This window comes from Kitasatospora sp. NPDC059408 (assembly GCF_042751525.1).
Classification (GTDB): domain Bacteria; phylum Actinomycetota; class Actinomycetes; order Streptomycetales; family Streptomycetaceae; genus Kitasatospora.
This window is the reverse complement of the sequence record NZ_JBHYWI010000099.1, coordinates 14,085-29,347: the sequence shown is the minus strand read 5'-3', so window position 1 is coordinate 29,347 and position 15,263 is coordinate 14,085. Positions and strand designations below refer to the sequence as shown.

The 15,263-nt window shown below is 74.4% G+C and carries 13 protein-coding genes and 1 rRNA gene; 6 read left to right on the top strand and 8 right to left on the bottom strand.

The window, feature by feature from the left end:
• Positions 1–103 (top strand): 5S ribosomal RNA (gene rrf / locus ACFXDE_RS38610); the annotation flags it as partial.
• A gap of 74 nt (positions 104–177) precedes the next feature.
• Here the strand turns inward: rrf and ACFXDE_RS38605 are convergent.
• From ACFXDE_RS38605 to ACFXDE_RS38580, 6 genes are all read right to left on the bottom strand, one after another.
• A complete protein-coding gene (locus ACFXDE_RS38605) occupies positions 178–684 on the bottom strand; it encodes a GNAT family N-acetyltransferase (protein ID WP_380498996.1) in 507 nt (168 codons plus the stop codon).
• A 99-nt stretch (positions 685–783) separates the two neighbouring features.
• On the bottom strand, positions 784–2,094 hold the full coding sequence (locus tag ACFXDE_RS38600) for a DUF58 domain-containing protein (RefSeq protein WP_380498994.1): 1,311 nt from the start codon (positions 2,092–2,094) through the stop codon (positions 784–786).
• A 41-nt stretch (positions 2,095–2,135) separates the two neighbouring features.
• Positions 2,136–3,083, bottom strand: coding sequence for an AAA family ATPase (locus tag ACFXDE_RS38595; RefSeq protein WP_380435454.1), 948 nt, complete (start codon positions 3,081–3,083; stop codon positions 2,136–2,138).
• Positions 3,084–3,148: 65 nt separating this feature from the next.
• Positions 3,149–4,366 carry a DUF4350 domain-containing protein gene (locus ACFXDE_RS38590; RefSeq protein WP_380498993.1) on the bottom strand — a complete coding sequence of 406 codons (1,218 nt, stop codon included), beginning with the start codon at positions 4,364–4,366 and terminating at the stop codon, positions 3,149–3,151.
• On the bottom strand, positions 4,363–5,034 hold the full coding sequence (locus ACFXDE_RS38585) for a DUF4129 domain-containing protein (protein WP_380435442.1): 672 nt from the start codon (positions 5,032–5,034) through the stop codon (positions 4,363–4,365). The genes ACFXDE_RS38590 and ACFXDE_RS38585 overlap by 4 nt, the downstream gene beginning before the upstream one ends.
• 5 nt (positions 5,035–5,039) lie before the next feature.
• Positions 5,040–6,236: a hypothetical protein gene (locus tag ACFXDE_RS38580; protein WP_380498992.1), complete on the bottom strand. Its 1,197-nt coding sequence runs from the start codon at positions 6,234–6,236 to the stop codon at positions 5,040–5,042.
• Positions 6,237–6,523: 287 nt separating this feature from the next.
• On the opposite strand from ACFXDE_RS38580, the gene mtrA reads away from it, so the two are divergent.
• From mtrA to ACFXDE_RS38565, 3 genes are all read left to right on the top strand, one after another.
• The gene (gene mtrA / locus ACFXDE_RS38575; protein ID WP_030061806.1) at positions 6,524–7,201 is read left to right on the top strand and encodes an MtrAB system response regulator MtrA; all 678 of its coding nucleotides are present in this window, start codon (positions 6,524–6,526) and stop codon (positions 7,199–7,201) included.
• A 124-nt stretch (positions 7,202–7,325) separates the two neighbouring features.
• The gene (mtrB, locus tag ACFXDE_RS38570; RefSeq protein WP_380435440.1) at positions 7,326–9,320 is read left to right on the top strand and encodes an MtrAB system histidine kinase MtrB; all 1,995 of its coding nucleotides are present in this window, start codon (positions 7,326–7,328) and stop codon (positions 9,318–9,320) included.
• A complete protein-coding gene (locus tag ACFXDE_RS38565; RefSeq protein WP_380498991.1) occupies positions 9,295–11,145 on the top strand; it encodes an LpqB family beta-propeller domain-containing protein in 1,851 nt (616 codons plus the stop codon). Before mtrB ends, ACFXDE_RS38565 begins: the two co-directional genes overlap by 26 nt.
• 25 nt (positions 11,146–11,170) lie before the next feature.
• Here ACFXDE_RS38565 and ACFXDE_RS38560 read toward each other — a convergent pair whose 3' ends face one another.
• Positions 11,171–11,905: a ComF family protein gene (locus ACFXDE_RS38560; RefSeq protein WP_380498990.1), complete on the bottom strand. Its 735-nt coding sequence runs from the start codon at positions 11,903–11,905 to the stop codon at positions 11,171–11,173.
• Between the two features lie 370 nt (positions 11,906–12,275).
• Here ACFXDE_RS38560 and hpf point away from each other — a divergent pair, with 370 nt between their 5' ends.
• Together hpf and ACFXDE_RS38550 are read left to right on the top strand one after the other, a co-directional pair.
• Entirely contained in the window at positions 12,276–12,974 is a 699-nt protein-coding gene (hpf, locus tag ACFXDE_RS38555) for a ribosome hibernation-promoting factor, HPF/YfiA family (RefSeq protein ID WP_380435437.1), read from the top strand.
• A gap of 215 nt (positions 12,975–13,189) precedes the next feature.
• Positions 13,190–13,948: a response regulator gene (locus ACFXDE_RS38550; protein WP_380435436.1), complete on the top strand. Its 759-nt coding sequence runs from the start codon at positions 13,190–13,192 to the stop codon at positions 13,946–13,948.
• Between the two features lie 43 nt (positions 13,949–13,991).
• On the opposite strand, the gene ACFXDE_RS38545 is transcribed toward ACFXDE_RS38550, so the two are convergent.
• Positions 13,992–15,188, bottom strand: a complete 1,197-nt coding sequence (locus ACFXDE_RS38545) for a winged helix-turn-helix domain-containing protein (RefSeq protein WP_380498989.1) — start codon at positions 15,186–15,188, stop codon at positions 13,992–13,994.
• Between the last annotated feature and the right edge of the window lie 75 nt (positions 15,189–15,263).

The window sequence follows — 15,263 nt, the reverse complement described above, 5'->3', positions numbered from 1 at the left end:
CGTGAGGGAAACGCCCGGTTACATTCCGAACCCGGAAGCTAAGCCTCACAGCGCCGATGGTACTGCAGGGGGGACCCTGTGGGAGAGTAGGACGCTGCCGAACAATTCTTCTGAAAAGCCCCTGATCCATTCGGATCAGGGGCTTTTCGCATGTCCGGAGACTTTTCCGGGACGTTCTTACGGCTGCTGGATGACGTCGCGTTGGTACCAGGTGCCGGTCTTGCCGCCCAGGTCCGCCGGGCCGGCCGGTCCGACCGGGACGAATCCGGCTTTCGTCAGGACCTTCTGCGACGCGGTGTTCTCGTGTGAAGTGGCCGCCCGCAGTGTCCGCAGCCCGTACTGTGACGCCGCCAGTCGGCACAGCGTCAGCACCGTGGCCGTCGCCAGGCCGCGGCCGGCGGCGTGCCGGGCGACCCGGTAGCCGAGCTCTGCCGAGTGCTCCTCGCGCTCGATGTCGACCAGGTTGAACCTGCCGAGGACCGACCCGTCCTCGGCGAGGAGCACGTGGAACGCGCAGAGGCCGGATTCCTGTTCCGCCAGCAAGGCGCTGTAGCGGGCGGTGAATTGATCGAAGAAGTCGTCGCCGCGGTCGGAGATCGACGCCGCGAAGTAGGCGCGGTTCGCCAGCTCGAAGGCCAGGACGGCGGGGGAGTGTTCGGCGTGCAGCCGCTTCAGCTCGGGCATCGCCCGACTCTATGCGGCCGGGGCGTCCGTGCCACCCGGGTTTCCGCCGGGTCCGGAGCCGGAGCCGCGACCGGACCGCGACCGGGTCCGGGTCCGGGCTCAGAGGCGGCCGGCGGCCTTGAGGGCGAGGTAGGTGTCGGCGAGGGCCGGGGAGATCCTGCTCGGCAGGGCGTCGAGGACGGTGACGCCGTGTCGGGTGAGGCGGTCGGCGGTGCGGCGGCGGTCGGCGCGGGTCTGCTCCGCGGCGGCGGCGCCGTAGACGGCCTCGACGGTGCCGCGGCCGGCGGCGAGTTCGTCGAGACGGGGGTCGGCGACCGAGGCGAGCACCACCTCGTGGCGCTTCACGAGCTGCGGAAGCAGCGGGAGGAGACCCTCTTCGACCGGGCCCGCGTCGAGGCCGGTCAGCAGGACGATCAGGGAGCGGTGCGGTGCCATCCGCAGTGCGGTGGCGACCAGCGAGCGCATGTCGGTCTCGTAGAGTGCGGGTTCCAGGTAGGCCATGGCGTTGGTGAACGCGGGCAGGACCTCGCTGGGGGAGCGTCCGGCGACGGCGACGCGCGGGCGGAGGTCGTGGGCGAGCAGGTCGACGCGGTCGCCGGCGCGGGTGGCGAGTGCCGTGAGCAGGAGGGCGGCGTCGAGCGAGGCGTCCAGGCGCGGGGCGTCGCCGACGCGGCCGGCGGAGGTGCGGCCGGTGTCGAGGACGATCAGGATGTGGCGGTCGCGTTCGGGGCGCCAGGTGCGGACGGCGACGGTGTGGCGGCGGGCGCTGGCGCGCCAGTCGATGGAGCGGACGTCGTCGCCGGGCAGGTACTCGCGCAGGGAGTCGAACTCGGTGCCCTGGCCGCGGGTCAGCACCGAGGTGCGGCCGTCGAGTTCGCGCAGGCGGGCGAGCCGGGATGGCAGGTGCTTGCGGCCGGCGAAGGGCGGCAGCGCGCGAACCGTCCAGGGGGCGAGGTGCGAGCTCTGACGGCCGGCCAGGCCGAGCGGGCCGAGGGAACGGATCGTCACCCGGTGGGCGTGGTGGTCGCCGCGGCGGGTCGGCACGAGGACGGTGGTGGTGCGGCGCCGTTCACCGCCGGGGACGGTCAGGGTGTGCCGGGAGGCGGCGCCGGCCGTGCCGGGGCGCCAGGCGGACGGCGCCCAGGCGTCGCGGATCCGGGCCCGGAGGGGGCGGCCGGAGGGGTTGGTGACGGTCAGTTCGACCGGTGCCGGCTCGCCGAGGCGGACCGTGGTGGCGCCGCCGCGGCCGAGCCGGAGGCTGCGGACGGGGGCGGCGAGCACCAGGTCGGCGACGACGGCGAGCAGGACGGCGCCGGTGACGACGCCGATCCCGGTCCAGGACGGCAGCAGCAGGCCCACGACGAGCGCGCCGATCGCGGCGAGCAGGGCGGTTCGCCCGGTGAGGGCCATGCGGTGCGCTCCTTCGGGTACCCGGTGCGGGCGGGGTGGCTCTAGCGGGGGGCCGGCGTCTGGGCGAGGACGGCCTGGATGACGGAGTCGGCGGTGACGCCCTCCATCTCGGCCTCGGCGCGCAGCGCGACGCGGTGCCGCAGGGTGGGCAGGGCGAGTGCCTTGACGTCGTCCGGGGTGACGTAGTCGCGTCCGGCCAGCCAGGCCCACGCCCGGGAGGCGGCCAGCAGGGCCGTGGCGCCGCGGGGGGAGACGCCCATGGACAGGGAAGGGGACTGCCGGGTGGCCCGGCAGAGGTCGACGATGTAGGCGAGGACCTCGGGGGAGACGGTCAGCTCGGCGATCTGCTCGCGCGCGGCGGCGAGGTGCTCGGGCCCGGCGACCGGGCGGACGCCGGCGGCGGCGAGGTCGCGCGGGTCGAAGCCGGCGGCGTGCCGCGAGAGGACCTGGAACTCCTGGTCGCGGTCGGGCAGCGGCAGGATCAGCTTGAGCAGGAAGCGGTCGAGCTGGGCCTCGGGCAGCGGGTAGGTGCCCTCGTACTCGACCGGGTTCTGCGTCGCGGCGACGAGGAACGGGACGGGCAGCGCGCGCGGTTCGCCGTCGACGGTGACCTGGCGCTCCTCCATGGCCTCCAGCAGGGCGGCCTGGGTCTTGGGCGGGGTGCGGTTGATCTCGTCGGCGAGCAGGAGGTTGGTGAAGACCGGGCCGGGCTGGAAGGAGAACTCGGCGGTGCGGGCGTCGTAGACCAGCGAGCCGGTGACGTCGCCGGGCATCAGGTCGGGGGTGAACTGGATGCGCTTGGTCTCCAGGCTGAGCGCGGTGGAGAGGGTGCGGACCAGCAGGGTCTTGGCGACTCCGGGGACGCCCTCCAGCAGGACGTGGCCGCCGCAGAGCAGGGCCACGACGAGGCCGGTGACGGCGGCGTCCTGGCCGACCACGGCCTTGCCGATCTCCGTGCGCAGGGCGGTCAGGGCCTGGCGCGGGTCGATGGTGGCGCCGGGGGTGGCGGGCGCCGTGCCGGAGGTGGGGTGGAGCTGGGCGGTGGCCTGTTCGGTCACGGCTTCCGTACCTGCCTTTCGAGGGCGTCGAGGTCGTCGGCGAGCCGCAGCAGCGCGGCGTCGTCGGTCGGGTCGGGGCCGTGGAGGAGGGCCCGCACGTCCCCGGCGGGGCGCGTGGTGAGGCGGTCGGCGACGGCCGCGCAGAGTGCGTCGGGGTCGGGTGCGCCGGCGCTGAGCGGGACGCCCAGGGCGGGGGCGAGGCGGTGGGCGGCGGCCCGGCGCAGGGCGTCGGCGGCGCGGCCGCGGGCCTTGGCCCGGTGGTAGAGGCGGGCGCGGCCCTCGGTGGTCTCGGCGGCGCGGACCACGACGGGCAGGTTCTCGCTGATCACCGGGCCGAGGCGGCGGGCGCGCCAGAGCGCGGCCAGGGCGGCGGCGATCGCGAGCTGCAGGGTGGCCCAGTGCCAGCCGGCCGGGATGAGGTCGGTGAAGCTGCGGCGGTCGGTGGTGTCGGCGGCCGGCGAGCTGTAGTCGGGCAGGTGCCAGGTGAGGTGCGGCTGGGAGCCGAGGAGGCCGAGGGCGAGGGAGGCGTTGCCGTCGTTGCCGAGCAGGTGGTTCTGCAGGAGGTCGGCGCTGCCGAGGACGATCGCGTCGCCGCTGGGGGTCGGGGCGCTGACCAGGGGGAATCCGTGATTGCGCGGGTAGCAGCCGGTGCCGCGGCTGCCGCTGGTGTAGACGAAGCCGCCGATGCCGACGCTTCCGGCCCGCTCGGCCTCGGGGAGGTCGCAGCCCGGGTCGGTGCCGCGGACGGTGGCCCAGGCCGGGGCGCCGCGCTCGTCGCCCGCGCGGACGCCGGGGACGAGGGCGCTGAGGGCGGCCGGGCCGGGGGCTATGAGGACGAGCCGCTTGTGCCGGGCGGCGGCGATGGCGTGGAGCTGGCCGGCGTCGAGCAGGTCGGGCTCGGGGATGACGAGGGTGTCGTCGCCGGTGGGGCGGACGGTGGGATCGCCGGTGAGCGTGGCGGTGACGCCGCGCTGTTCGAGCAGGGCCACGACGGCGTGGGCGCCGTCCCCGTCGTAGGAGCGCGGGTCGAGCGGCGGGTAGCGGCGGTCCTGGCTCAGACCCGCGATGACGACGGTGCCGGTGAGGAGGAAGGCGAGCGCCGCGAGGTACCAGCGGTAGCGGTGCCACAGGCCGCGGCCGGTGGGGGCCAGGCTGCTGGGGGCGTGGGCCGGTGCCGGCGGCTCGGTGGCGGGCGCGGGGGCGGTGGTCGTCATGCCGCGCCTCCCGGGGCCGGGTCGAGGGTCGGGCGGGTGCGTTCCAGCGCCCGGTCGAGGTCGTGGAGCGACTGGTAGGCGGCCTGGTCGGCGGTGCGCTCGCCGAAGGCGATGTCGTCGAAGGAGCGGGCGGCGGCGGCCAGCGCGGCGGCGTGTTCGGGCAGGGCCCGGCCGGCCTCGGCGGCGGCCTCGTCGGCGGTGCGGCCGGGGCGGGCGTCGAGGACGGTGCGCTCCTCCAGGGCACGGACGAGGGCGCGCATCTGCTCGCGGACGGCGTCGGCCCACTGCCCCGCGGCGGCGTGGCGTTCGGCGTCGGCCCGGTGCTGGGCGGCGGTGCGCGGACCGGTCGTGCCGTACACGTCCAGGGCGGTGCGGGCGGCCCGCTTGGGTGCGCCGAGGCGCCACCACAGCGCGGCGGCGACCAGGACGGCGACGATCAGGAAGAAGACCAGGCCGGTGGTGCCGCTCGTACCGTTCCCGGAGATGGCGTCGAGCGCGTCGGAGAGGTGCTGGTTCAGCCAGTCCAGGACCCGCTTCACGAGGCTCGGGTCGTGCCGGTGGTAGTCGGCGTCGAGCAGTTCGTCGCGGGCGGCGTCGCGGGCCGGGTCACGCGGGACCGTGACCGGGGCGCCGCCCGCGGCGAGGAGCCTCTCCCCCCAGATCGGCATCCGGTTCAGAGCCTCGTCGGGTCGGCGCCGGCCTGGCCGCCCCAGCCGGTGCCGCCGTCCTCGGGCAGGCCGGCGGCGCGGGCGAGCTCGATGTCGAGGGCCTCGCGGCGGATCCGCTGGTCGACGTAGAGGAGAACGCCGATGCCCGCGGTGAAGGGCACGGTGAGGGTGGAGGCGATGACGCCGGCGATCGCCGTGGCGATCAGGAGGGCGACCGGCTGCTGCGTGGCGCCGCCGCTCTCCATCTGCTGCTGGAGGTCGCCGAGGCCGAGCACCAGGCCGATGACCGTGAACGGGACCGCGATGATCCCCGAGACGATGAAGGCGATGATCTGGCTGAGCACGGTGATGCCGCAGATCCGCCACCACGAGCCGCGCACGAGCCGGCGGGAGCGCGAGAGCGCCGTGATGACGCCCTGCTTCTCCAGCATCAGGGCGGGCGCGGCGAGGCTGAGCTGGATCCAGAGCCAGACCACGACGGGCAGGCTGAGCAGGCCGACGATCACCAGCAGCCCGACGATCGCGGGCGAGGCCGCACCGGCCGCCGCGTAGCCGATCAGTGGGCCGAAGCCGAGCACCATGACGCCGCCGGTGATCAGCCCCGTCAGCAGCGTGAGGCCGAGCAGCTGGAGCAGCTGGGCGCGGGCGCCGCGCCAGGCCTCCCGGATGGTGACGCTCTGGCCGAGGATCGCGCGGCTGACCACCACGGTGAGCAGGGCGGTCGCGATGACGCCGAGCAGCAGGTTGAGCGGCAGGCTGGCGAGCACGACGAGGACGGCGGTGAAGTCGCCGGTCTTGCCGCCGATCAGCAGCTGGGCGCCGACGCCGCCGACCTGCTGGAGCACGGCGATGCCCAGCGACAGGCCGAGCGCGGTGTGCCAGTGCTTGCGGATGGTGGAGACGGAGCCGTCGAGGAGCTCGCCGAGGCCGAGCGGGCGCAGCGGGATCACGCCGGGCTTGGGGCTCGGCGGGGCGCCCCAGCCGTAGGGGCCGTACGGGCCCTGCGGGCCGGGCGGCGGGCCGCCCCAGCCGTTGCGGGCGGGCGGGACCTGCGGGCCGCCCCAGGCGGGCGGCGGGACGGGGGCGCCCTGGGGCGGTGCCGACGGCCCGGGCACGCCGGCGGGAGCGTCGGCCGGGGGCCGGGCGTCGTCGCGGGGTGGCTCGGACGAGCCGGGCGAGGCCCAGCCCGGAGTGTCGGTCATCACTGCTCCTCGGAGGGCGTCCTGGGGGCGCGGTGCCGGGTGGATCTTCCACCCGCGCGCAGGCCCATCGTGCCATGGGGCGCCGACAGGCCCCAGGGGTATCCGGTCGCGGAACGGATACGGGGGCGTGACGGGGGTCCGGGCACGGCTCCGGGACGGTTCGGAGACGCTCCACCGGGGGGCATTCGCCCGGTATGGCCGGAATTCCCGGCTGGTCGAGTTGGCCGTTGTGGAGCATTGGCACTGCTGTGCGGCAGGTCACAATCCGGTAATGAGAGGATGGAGCCATGAAGGGACGCGTCCTCGTCGTTGATGACGACTCCGCACTGGCCGAGATGCTCGGCATCGTGTTGCGTGGTGAGGGTTTTGAGCCGTTTTTCGTCGCAGACGGGGACAAGGCACTAGCCGCGTTCCGGGAGACCAAGCCCGACCTCGTGCTGCTCGACCTGATGCTGCCCGGCCGGGACGGCATCGACGTCTGCCGCCAGATCCGGGCCGAGTCCGGGATCCCGATCGTCATGCTGACCGCGAAGACCGACACGGTCGACGTCGTGGTGGGCCTGGAGTCGGGTGCCGACGACTACGTCACGAAGCCGTTCAAGCCCAAGGAGCTGGTGGCCCGGGTGCGTGCCCGGCTGCGCCGCGCCGAGGAGCCCACGCCCGAGCAGCTGACCATAGGCGACCTGGTGATCGACGTGGCCGGTCACTCGGTGAAGCGGGACGGCCGGGGCATCCCGCTGACCCCGCTGGAGTTCGACCTGCTGGTGGCGCTGGCCCGCAAGCCGTGGCAGGTGTTCACCCGCGAGGTGCTGCTGGAGCAGGTCTGGGGCTACCGCCACGCGGCGGACACCCGGCTCGTCAACGTCCACGTGCAGCGCCTGCGGTCGAAGATCGAGAAGGACCCGGAGCGCCCCGAGATCGTGGTGACCGTCCGCGGCGTCGGCTACAAGGCCGGACCCAGCTGACGTGACGCACCGGGCTGACGAGTCCCCGTCGGGTTCCGCGACCGACGGGGCGGGCGCCGTGCGCGGGGACGTGCTGAGTTCGACCACCCTCCGCCGGCGTGGCCCGGCCGCGATGCTCGCGTTGGTGACCCGTCAGCTGCGCCGGCCCGCGCACCGGGTGACGGCGCTGTACCGCCGCTCGATCCAGCTGCGCGTCGTCGCGGTGTCGCTGCTGGCGTCCATCGCGGTCGTGCTGGTGCTGGGCGTGGTCGTCGTGGCGCAGGTGCGCACCGGTCTGCTGGACACCAAGCTGGCGTCCGCGCGCGAGCAGGCGCGGATCGGCTTCCAGGCCGAGCTGAAGAAGATCGACGAGGCCAAGGACCAGCGGATGCGGGTCGGCGCGACGGCGGACCCGAGCACCGACGAGGTCGGGTCCTGGCTGCTGCGGCAGGTCAACGACCTGGCCGCGAGCGGGCAGACGGTCTACTCGGTGATCGCGACGATGCCCGGCACCGGCCAGACCGTGCTGCCGGACGCGGTGGGCTTCGGCCCGCGCTACTCGGGCGACATCCTGCCGATCAGCGTGCCCGACACGCTGCGGGCCAAGGTGTACGCCGAGCCCGGGCAGATGTTCGACCAGCCGACCCGGATCCACCGCTCCGCCGAGAGCGGCGGGCACACCGAGCCCGGGCTGGCGCTCGGCATGCAGTTCGACGGCCCGACCAACAACACGAGCTACCAGCTCTTCTACGTCTTCTCCTTCGGGCAGGAGACGGACACCCTCAACCTGGTCACCGGCACCCTGGCGACCGCCGGCGTGTTCGTCGTGATCCTCATGGGCGGCATCGCCTGGGTCGTGGTGCGCCAGGTGGTCACCCCGGTCCGGATGGCCGCCGGGATCTCCGAGCGGCTGGCCGACGGGCACCTGGAAGAGCGGATGAAGGTCACCGGCACCGACGACATCGCCCGCCTCGGCGAGTCGTACAACCGGATGGCCAACGCGCTCCAGGCGCAGATCCGGCAGCTGGAGGAGCTGTCCAGGGTGCAGCGGCGCTTCGTCTCGGACGTCTCGCACGAGCTGCGCACCCCGCTGACCACGGTCCGGATGGCCGCCGACCTGATCTACGACAGCCGCGAGGACCTGGACCCGATGGCGGCGCGCTCGGCCGAGCTGCTGCAGGGCCAGCTGGACCGCTTCGAGTCGCTGCTCGCCGACCTGCTGGAGATCAGCCGCTTCGACGCCGGCGCCGCGATCCTGGACGCCGAGCCGGTGGACCTGCGCGACATCGTCGCCCGCGTGGTGGAGGCCGCCGACCCGCTGGCCCAGGCCAAGGGCAGCGCCGTGGTGATCCGCGGCGACGGCGAGCCGGTGGTCGCCGAGGTGGACTCCCGCCGGATCGAGCGCATCCTGCGCAACCTGGTGGTCAACGCGCTGGAGCACGGCGAGGGCCGCGACGTCGTGGTCCGGCTGGGCTCGGCGGACGGCGCGGTCGCCGTCGGCGTGCGCGACTACGGCATCGGGCTCAAGCCGGGCGAGGCGTCCCGGGTGTTCCACCGTTTCTGGCGGGCCGACCCGTCGCGGGTGCGGACCACCGGCGGCACCGGTCTCGGCCTGTCGATCGCGGTGGAGGACGCGCACCTGCACGGCGGCTGGCTGCAGGCCTGGGGCGAGCCCGGCGGTGGCTCGCACTTCCGGCTCACGCTGCCGCGCACGCGCGGCGGGGAGATCAGCCGGGCGCCGTTCCGGCTGGAGCCGGAGGACTCGCGCAACAACCGGGGCCTCGGCACGTACGGGACGCCGTACCGGCGGGCGATCACCCCGGCCGGGGCGACGGCCCTCACCGCGGCCGAGGAGCAGGCCGAGACGCCGGACGCCGTCGGCAGCAGCCTGGGCAGCGGTCTCGGAGGGGTGCTGAACATCGGCCCGGGCCTCGGCAAGGCCAGGCTGCCGGAGGGGCCGCGCGCGGACCCGTCCGACGTGCGCGCGGCGGGGGCCGGCTACCTGGCCACCGGTGCCCAGGTCATGGTGGACCCCACGCCCGGACGGCCGTCGGTGGCGCAGCGCACGGCGGAGCCGGATCTGACGGGCGGGACGGACACGGAGGGGACGCAGCGTGCGAAGGACCAGCGGCAGGCCTGATCCGCGGCTCGCGGCGGTGGCCGGCGGGGTGTTCGTCGCCCTGCTGGCCGGCGGGTGCGCGGCCATGCCGGACTCGGGCGGCATCACCAAGGTCGAGCTCTCCCAGGGCTCGGCCGACAAGAACCTGCAGGTGCGGGTCTTCCCGGTGGGGCCCGCCAAGGGTGCCAAGCCGCAGGACCTGCTGGCCGGGTTCCTCGACGCGGTGACGGCCGACGAGGGCTACGACACGGCGCGCAAGTACCTCACCGAGGAGGCCGCCGCGGCCTGGAACCCGGACGCGGGCATCACGGTGCTCTCGGCCACCATTCCGCCGGCCGGTGCGGACCTCCCGGAGGCGGACATCAGCACCACGCTGTCCATCACCGGGCAGGTCGTCGCGGACGTCGACCCCAGGCACACCTACGAGCTGGTGACGGGGCAGAGCACGAAGTCGTCCGACTTCACCTTCCTGCGCCAGAAGGACGGGGAGTGGCGCATCGACAAGCTGCCGCCCGGCCTGATCATGAACGAGACCAACTTCCGCAACAGCTACCGCCAGGTGGACCGGTACTTCTACACCGCGCCCGACCCGTCGGCGGCGGGCTTCGGGCCGGCCCCGGACGTGCTGGTCGCCGACCCGATCTACCTGCGGCGGCGGACGGACCCGCTGACGGCGGCCGCCAAGGCGCTGGTCGGCGGGCCGTCGTCCTGGCTCGGACCGGCCGTGCGGACGGCCTTCCCCGGCGGAGCGAGCATCGACCGGGTCGGCGTCGACGACAGCCGTGTCGCCCACGTGCAGCTCGGCGGTGCCGACCTCGCCGACACGATGTCCTGCCGGCGGATGGCGACCCAGCTCTTCTACACCCTCGCCGAGCAGGGGAAGGGGCAGGTCGAGAAGGTGGAGCTGAAGGGGCAGCGGGGCGGTTGCACGGCCGGTCGCAACGACTCGCCGTCCACCGGCCCCGGGGCGCTGTCCGGGTCGGACGGCGCGCAGCAGTACCTCCAGCGCAATGACAACGGCGCCCTGATGCTGGTCAACGACACCACCACCAGCTCCGTGCGCGGCGTGCTCGGCAAGCCGCAGCCGGCCGGCAAGACCCCGCTCGGCCCCGTCGCCGTCCGCCGGGACGGCTCCCAGGCCGCGGTGCTCGGCCGCGACCACCACCAGCTCTACTCGGTGCCGCTGTCCGACAACGCGGTCGCGCTGCCCGAACCGGTGCTGACCTCGGCGCACACCGGCGACGACGGGCTGGCCTCGCCCAGCTGGGACGGCCGCGGCGACCTCTGGGTGGTGGACCGCAGCCCGGAGGACCCGCGCGTGGTGATGGTCCGCGGCAACCGGACGTACACCGTTCCGGTCGAGAAGCTGAACGGGCAGAGCGTGCAGATGCTCCGGGTTTCCTCGGACGGCGCCCGGATCGCCCTCGTGGTGAAGGGGCCGAGCTCGTCCAGCCGGTCGCTGATGTTCGGCGCGATCGTGCACGGCGGCACCCCGGAGGCGCCGACCGTGCGGATCGTCGGGCTGCACACGGCGGCCCCGGCGATCACCGACGTCGCGTCGCTGTCCTGGGCGGAGTCCGACCAGCTGCTGGTGCTGGGCAAGGAGGCCGACCGCCTCCCGCAGCTGCACTACATCAGCACCGACGGCTCGCCGAGCACCGACGCCCCGGCGCAGGGCGGCGAGGGCATGGCGACCGCCGAGGCCTCGGAGTCCCGGGCGAACGGGCTGACTCCGCCGGTGCTGGCGCTGCAGGCCACCGAGGGCCGGATCTACCGGCTGACCAACAGTCAGTGGCGGGAAGTCACGCTGTCGGACCGGGCGAGCGCCTTCTTCTACCCGGGCTGAGCCCCGGGCCGCCGCCGGGTGGGCCTCAGAGCGGGCCCTCCCGGGCGCGCAGCGGGCCGGCCGCCGCGACGGTGGCCGCCGCGCCGGCCGGCAGACCGGCCGCGGCCAGTGCCCGCGCGGCCTCGGCGAGGCTGGCACCGGTGGTCACCAGGTCGTCCACCAGGACCGGTTGACGGCCCGCCAGGCTCCGGTGTGCGCGCGGCAGGACGGTGAGCGCGCCGTGCAGGTTGCGCCGGCGCTCGGCCGCGGTCAGTTCGGCCTGGTCGGCGACCGGGCGGGTGTGGCGCAGCAGCGGTGCGGCCCTGACGTCCAGGCCGGCCCGGCGCAGTGAGCGCGCCGCGGCCGCGGCCAGCCGGAGCGTCGGGTCGTGGCCGCGGGCGCGGACGGCGGCCCGGGTGGAGGGCATCGGCACCAGCAGCAGCGGCGCGAGCCCGGCGCGCGGCCCGAGCGCGGAGCGCACCGCCCGGCCGAGGGCTTCGCCGAGGGGGCCGGCCAGTCGCAGGGCGCCGCGTTCCTTGTGGGCAAGCAGCAACTGCCGGACCGGGTCGGCGTACGGTGCCGCGGCGTGTGCCCAGGGCAGCAGCGTGGGGCCGGGCCGGGAGGCGCCCAGGGCGTGCCGGCACGCGGGGCAGAGCTGGGTGCGGTCGGTGCCGCAGCCGGCGCAGTGCGTGGGCAGCAGGACGTCCAGCAGGTCGGCCAGTGCGTGGCCGAACGGCCCGTGCGGGGAGGGCGGGTGGACGGGTCCGGTGGTGGGTGGCACGACTGCTCCTGGCGGCGGCAGGCACGAAGAGTGAGCAAAGGATGCGCCGTACGGGGGGTGTTGTCCAGGTATTCACCCATGCTTCACTCCTAGGAGGGTAAACAGGGTGCAACAGCTTGACCGTTCACCCACCGCTCCTGGCCCATGCCCACGACCGAGCCTGGGGAGGCGAAAACCCCGCGTGAGGTGTTCGATAAAGCTTCAAGGGGTTTCAACCGTCCCTGGTGGGGAGGAAGTGAGGTGAGGGCCAGTCGTTCCCGCCGCTGGCGGTGGGGGCGGGGGGCCGGCAGTGGATGGGCTGGTCCAGCTGGGTCTCAGTCCGGTCCGGTAGCACCCGGATCGGCGTCAGCACGAGGGATCGGAGTTCTGCGTGGACATCGTCGTCAAGGGCCGCAAGACCGAGGTGCCCAAGAGGTTCCGCGAGCACGTGGCCGAGAAGCTGGAGAAGGTCCAGAAGTTCGACGGCAAGGTGATCAGCCTCGACGTCGAGGTGTCCAAGGAGCACAACCCGCGGCAGGCCGACCGGTCCGAGCGGGTGGAGATCACCCTCCGTACCCGTGGGCCGGTGATCCGGGCCGAAGCCGCCGCCGGGGACCCGTACGCGGCGCTCGACCTGGCCTCGGCGAAGCTCGACGCCCAGCTGCGCAAGTCCGCGGACCGGCGTCGGGTGCACAAGGGCGGCAACGGCCGCACCCCGATCAGCGTCGCCGAGGCGACCGCGGCCCTCGCCGGGCTGCCGGAGCCGGCGGCGCCGGAGAGCGAGACCAACGGGGCCGTCCGCAAGACCATGATGGGATCCCTGGAAGTGGAGGGCGAAGGCCCGCTGGTGGTCCGGGAGAAGACCCACCCGGCCGCCCCCATGGCGCTGGACCAGGCGCTCTACGAGATGGAGCTGGTCGGCCACGACTTCTACCTGTTCGTGGAGAAGGACAGCGGCCTGCCGAGCGTCGTCTACCGCCGGCACGGCTACCACTACGGTGTGATCCACCTGCAGACCGACCCCGCCGCCCAGTCGGCGGGCGGCGGCGCGGGTGGCGCGATCGGCGGAGCCGACGACGACGAGGACTGACCGTCCGGAGCGATGAACGGGTGACCCCGGCGGCCGCGGCCGCCGGGGTCACCGGCGTTCCGGGGGCCGTCCGCGGTCGAACGTCGGTCGAGCGCGGTCGCGGGCCGTGGTGGAGGGGTCACTCGTTGCGGGGGAATCGGCATCGGAGGGTGACCGTCGCGTGGCCGCGGCGTGGAATGATTGGCGCACGACGTCCCGCGAAGGGGGAGGAGCGGATGGGGGATCACTTCGGGCTGGGGCCCGCTGGGGGGCCGGTTGCCGGACTGTCCCCAGGAGCGGGCGAGGAGCTCGCGTACGCACCGCGCCGGGGTGAGCCGATCCGCGTGCTGGTGGTGGACGACCACGCGCTCTTCCGCCGCGGGCTGGAGATCGTGCTCGCCGAGGAGCCGGACATCAAGGTCGTCGGCGAGGCGGGGGACGGCGCCGAGGCCGTGCTGAAGGCCGCCGACCTGCTGCCCGACATCATCCTGATGGACGTCCGGATGCCGCGCCGCAGCGGGATCGAGGCGTGCACGGCGATCAAGGACGTGGCACCCAGCACCAAGATCATCATGCTGACGATAAGCGACGAGGAGGCCGACCTCTACGAGGCGATCAAGGCGGGCGCCACCGGCTACCTGCTGAAGGAGATCTCCACCGACGAGGTCGCCACCGCGATCCGCGCCGTCGCCGACGGGCAGTCGCAGATCAGCCCGTCGATGGCCTCCAAGCTGCTCACCGAGTTCAAGTCGATGATCCAGCGCCGCTCCGACGACCGGGACCTGGTACCCGCGCCCCGGCTCACCGACCGGGAACTGGAGGTGCTCAAACTGGTGGCGACCGGGATGAACAACCGGGAGATCGCCAAGGAGCTGTTCATCAGCGAGAACACCGTCAAGAACCACGTGCGCAACATCCTGGAGAAGCTGCAGCTCCACTCCCGGATGGAGGCCGTGGTCTACGCGATGCGCGAGAAGATCCTCGAAATAGGGTGACGCGGCGCGCGGTGGCCGGGGCTCCCCCGGCCACCGGGCGTGCTCACGCCGCGAGCAGCTTCTCCAGCGCGGGGCGCAGCCGCTCGTCGTGCAGCGCCTCCACCCGCACGGCGTCGCAGCCCACCCAGGAGGCCGCCTCGCGCAGCGCCGTCGCCAGTGCCCCGACGTGCCGGGCGGAGTCGAGCGAGACCTGGCGGGCGACCAGGGTGCGCCCCTCGCGGGCCGGGTCCACCCGGCCGACCAGGCGCCCGCCGGCGAGCAGGGGCATGGCGAAGTAGCCGTGCACCCGCTTGTGCTTGGGGGTGTAGGCCTCCAGGCGGTGCGTCATGCCGAAGACGCGCTCGGTGCGCGCGCGGTCCCAGACCAGGGAGTCGAACGGCGAGAGCAGCGTGGTGCGGTGGCGTCCGCGCGGCGGGGCGGCGGCCAGCGCGGCGGGATCGGCCCAGGCGGGAGCCGCGGTGCCGTCGGGGCCCCAGCCGGCCACCTCGACCGGGACGAGGCCGGTGTCGGCGAGGGCCGGGTCCAACTCCTCGGCGCGCAGCCGGTGGTAGTCCAGCAGGTCGGCCCGGGTGGCCACGCCGAGGGCGGCGCCGGCCTGGGCGACCAGGGTGCGGACGCAGTCCGCGTCGGTCGGGTCCTGCCCGAACAGGGCGTCGGGGACGGCCTGTTCGGCCAGCGCGTAGACCCGCTTCCAACTCCGGCGCTCGGTGCAGACCACGTCGCCGAAGGCCAGGGCGCGCTCGACCGCGATCTTGGTGTCGGACCAGTCCCACCACTCGGCCGTCTTCTTCGCGCCGCCCAGCTCGGTGGACGTCAACGGCCCCTCGGCGCGCAGCTTGTCGAGCACGTGCCGGTACGTCTCGGGCGAGACCTGGTGACCCCAGAGGTGGCCGCGGTCGCGGTAGCGGCGGCGGCGGAACGCGAACAGCGGCCACTCCTCGACCGGCAGGACGCAGGCCGCGTGCGACCAGTACTCGAAGCTGGTGCCGTGGCCCCAGTACGCGGCCTCGACGGCGGGTCGGCCGACCGCGCCGAGCCGGGCGTACGGGACCAGTTCGTGCGAGCGGGCCAGCACGGAGATCGTGTCCAACTGGACGGCGCCCAGGTGCCGCAGCACGCCGCGCACCCCGGCCCGCCGGTCCGGCGCACCGAGCAGGCCCTGCGCGCGCAGGGCGATCCGGCGGGCGTCGTCGGCACTCAGGACGGCGACGGGGGAGCTGGGGGCGGGCGCGGAGCTCATGCCGGGGAGCGTAACGCCCACCACCGACAACGACCGGGCCCGGCCGGGCCCGGTGGCGCGGCCGGCAGCGGGCCG

Excerpts from the sequence above, each read along its gene's own strand:
- ACFXDE_RS38605 (WP_380498996.1), bottom strand. The coding sequence starts at position 684 with ATGCCCGAGCTGAAGCGGCTGCACGCCGAACACTCCCCCGCCGTCCTG.
- ACFXDE_RS38600 (WP_380498994.1), bottom strand. The coding sequence starts at position 2,094 with ATGGCCCTCACCGGGCGAACCGCCCTGCTCGCCGCGATCGGCGCGCTC.
- ACFXDE_RS38590 (WP_380498993.1), bottom strand. The coding sequence starts at position 4,366 with ATGACGACCACCGCCCCCGCGCCCGCCACCGAGCCGCCGGCACCGGCC.
- ACFXDE_RS38585 (WP_380435442.1), bottom strand. The coding sequence starts at position 5,034 with ATGCCGATCTGGGGGGAGAGGCTCCTCGCCGCGGGCGGCGCCCCGGTC.
- ACFXDE_RS38580 (WP_380498992.1), bottom strand. The coding sequence starts at position 6,236 with ATGACCGACACTCCGGGCTGGGCCTCGCCCGGCTCGTCCGAGCCACCC.
- mtrA (WP_030061806.1), top strand. The coding sequence starts at position 6,524 with ATGAAGGGACGCGTCCTCGTCGTTGATGACGACTCCGCACTGGCCGAG.
- ACFXDE_RS38550 (WP_380435436.1), top strand. The coding sequence starts at position 13,190 with ATGGGGGATCACTTCGGGCTGGGGCCCGCTGGGGGGCCGGTTGCCGGA.
- ACFXDE_RS38545 (WP_380498989.1), bottom strand. The coding sequence starts at position 15,188 with ATGAGCTCCGCGCCCGCCCCCAGCTCCCCCGTCGCCGTCCTGAGTGCC.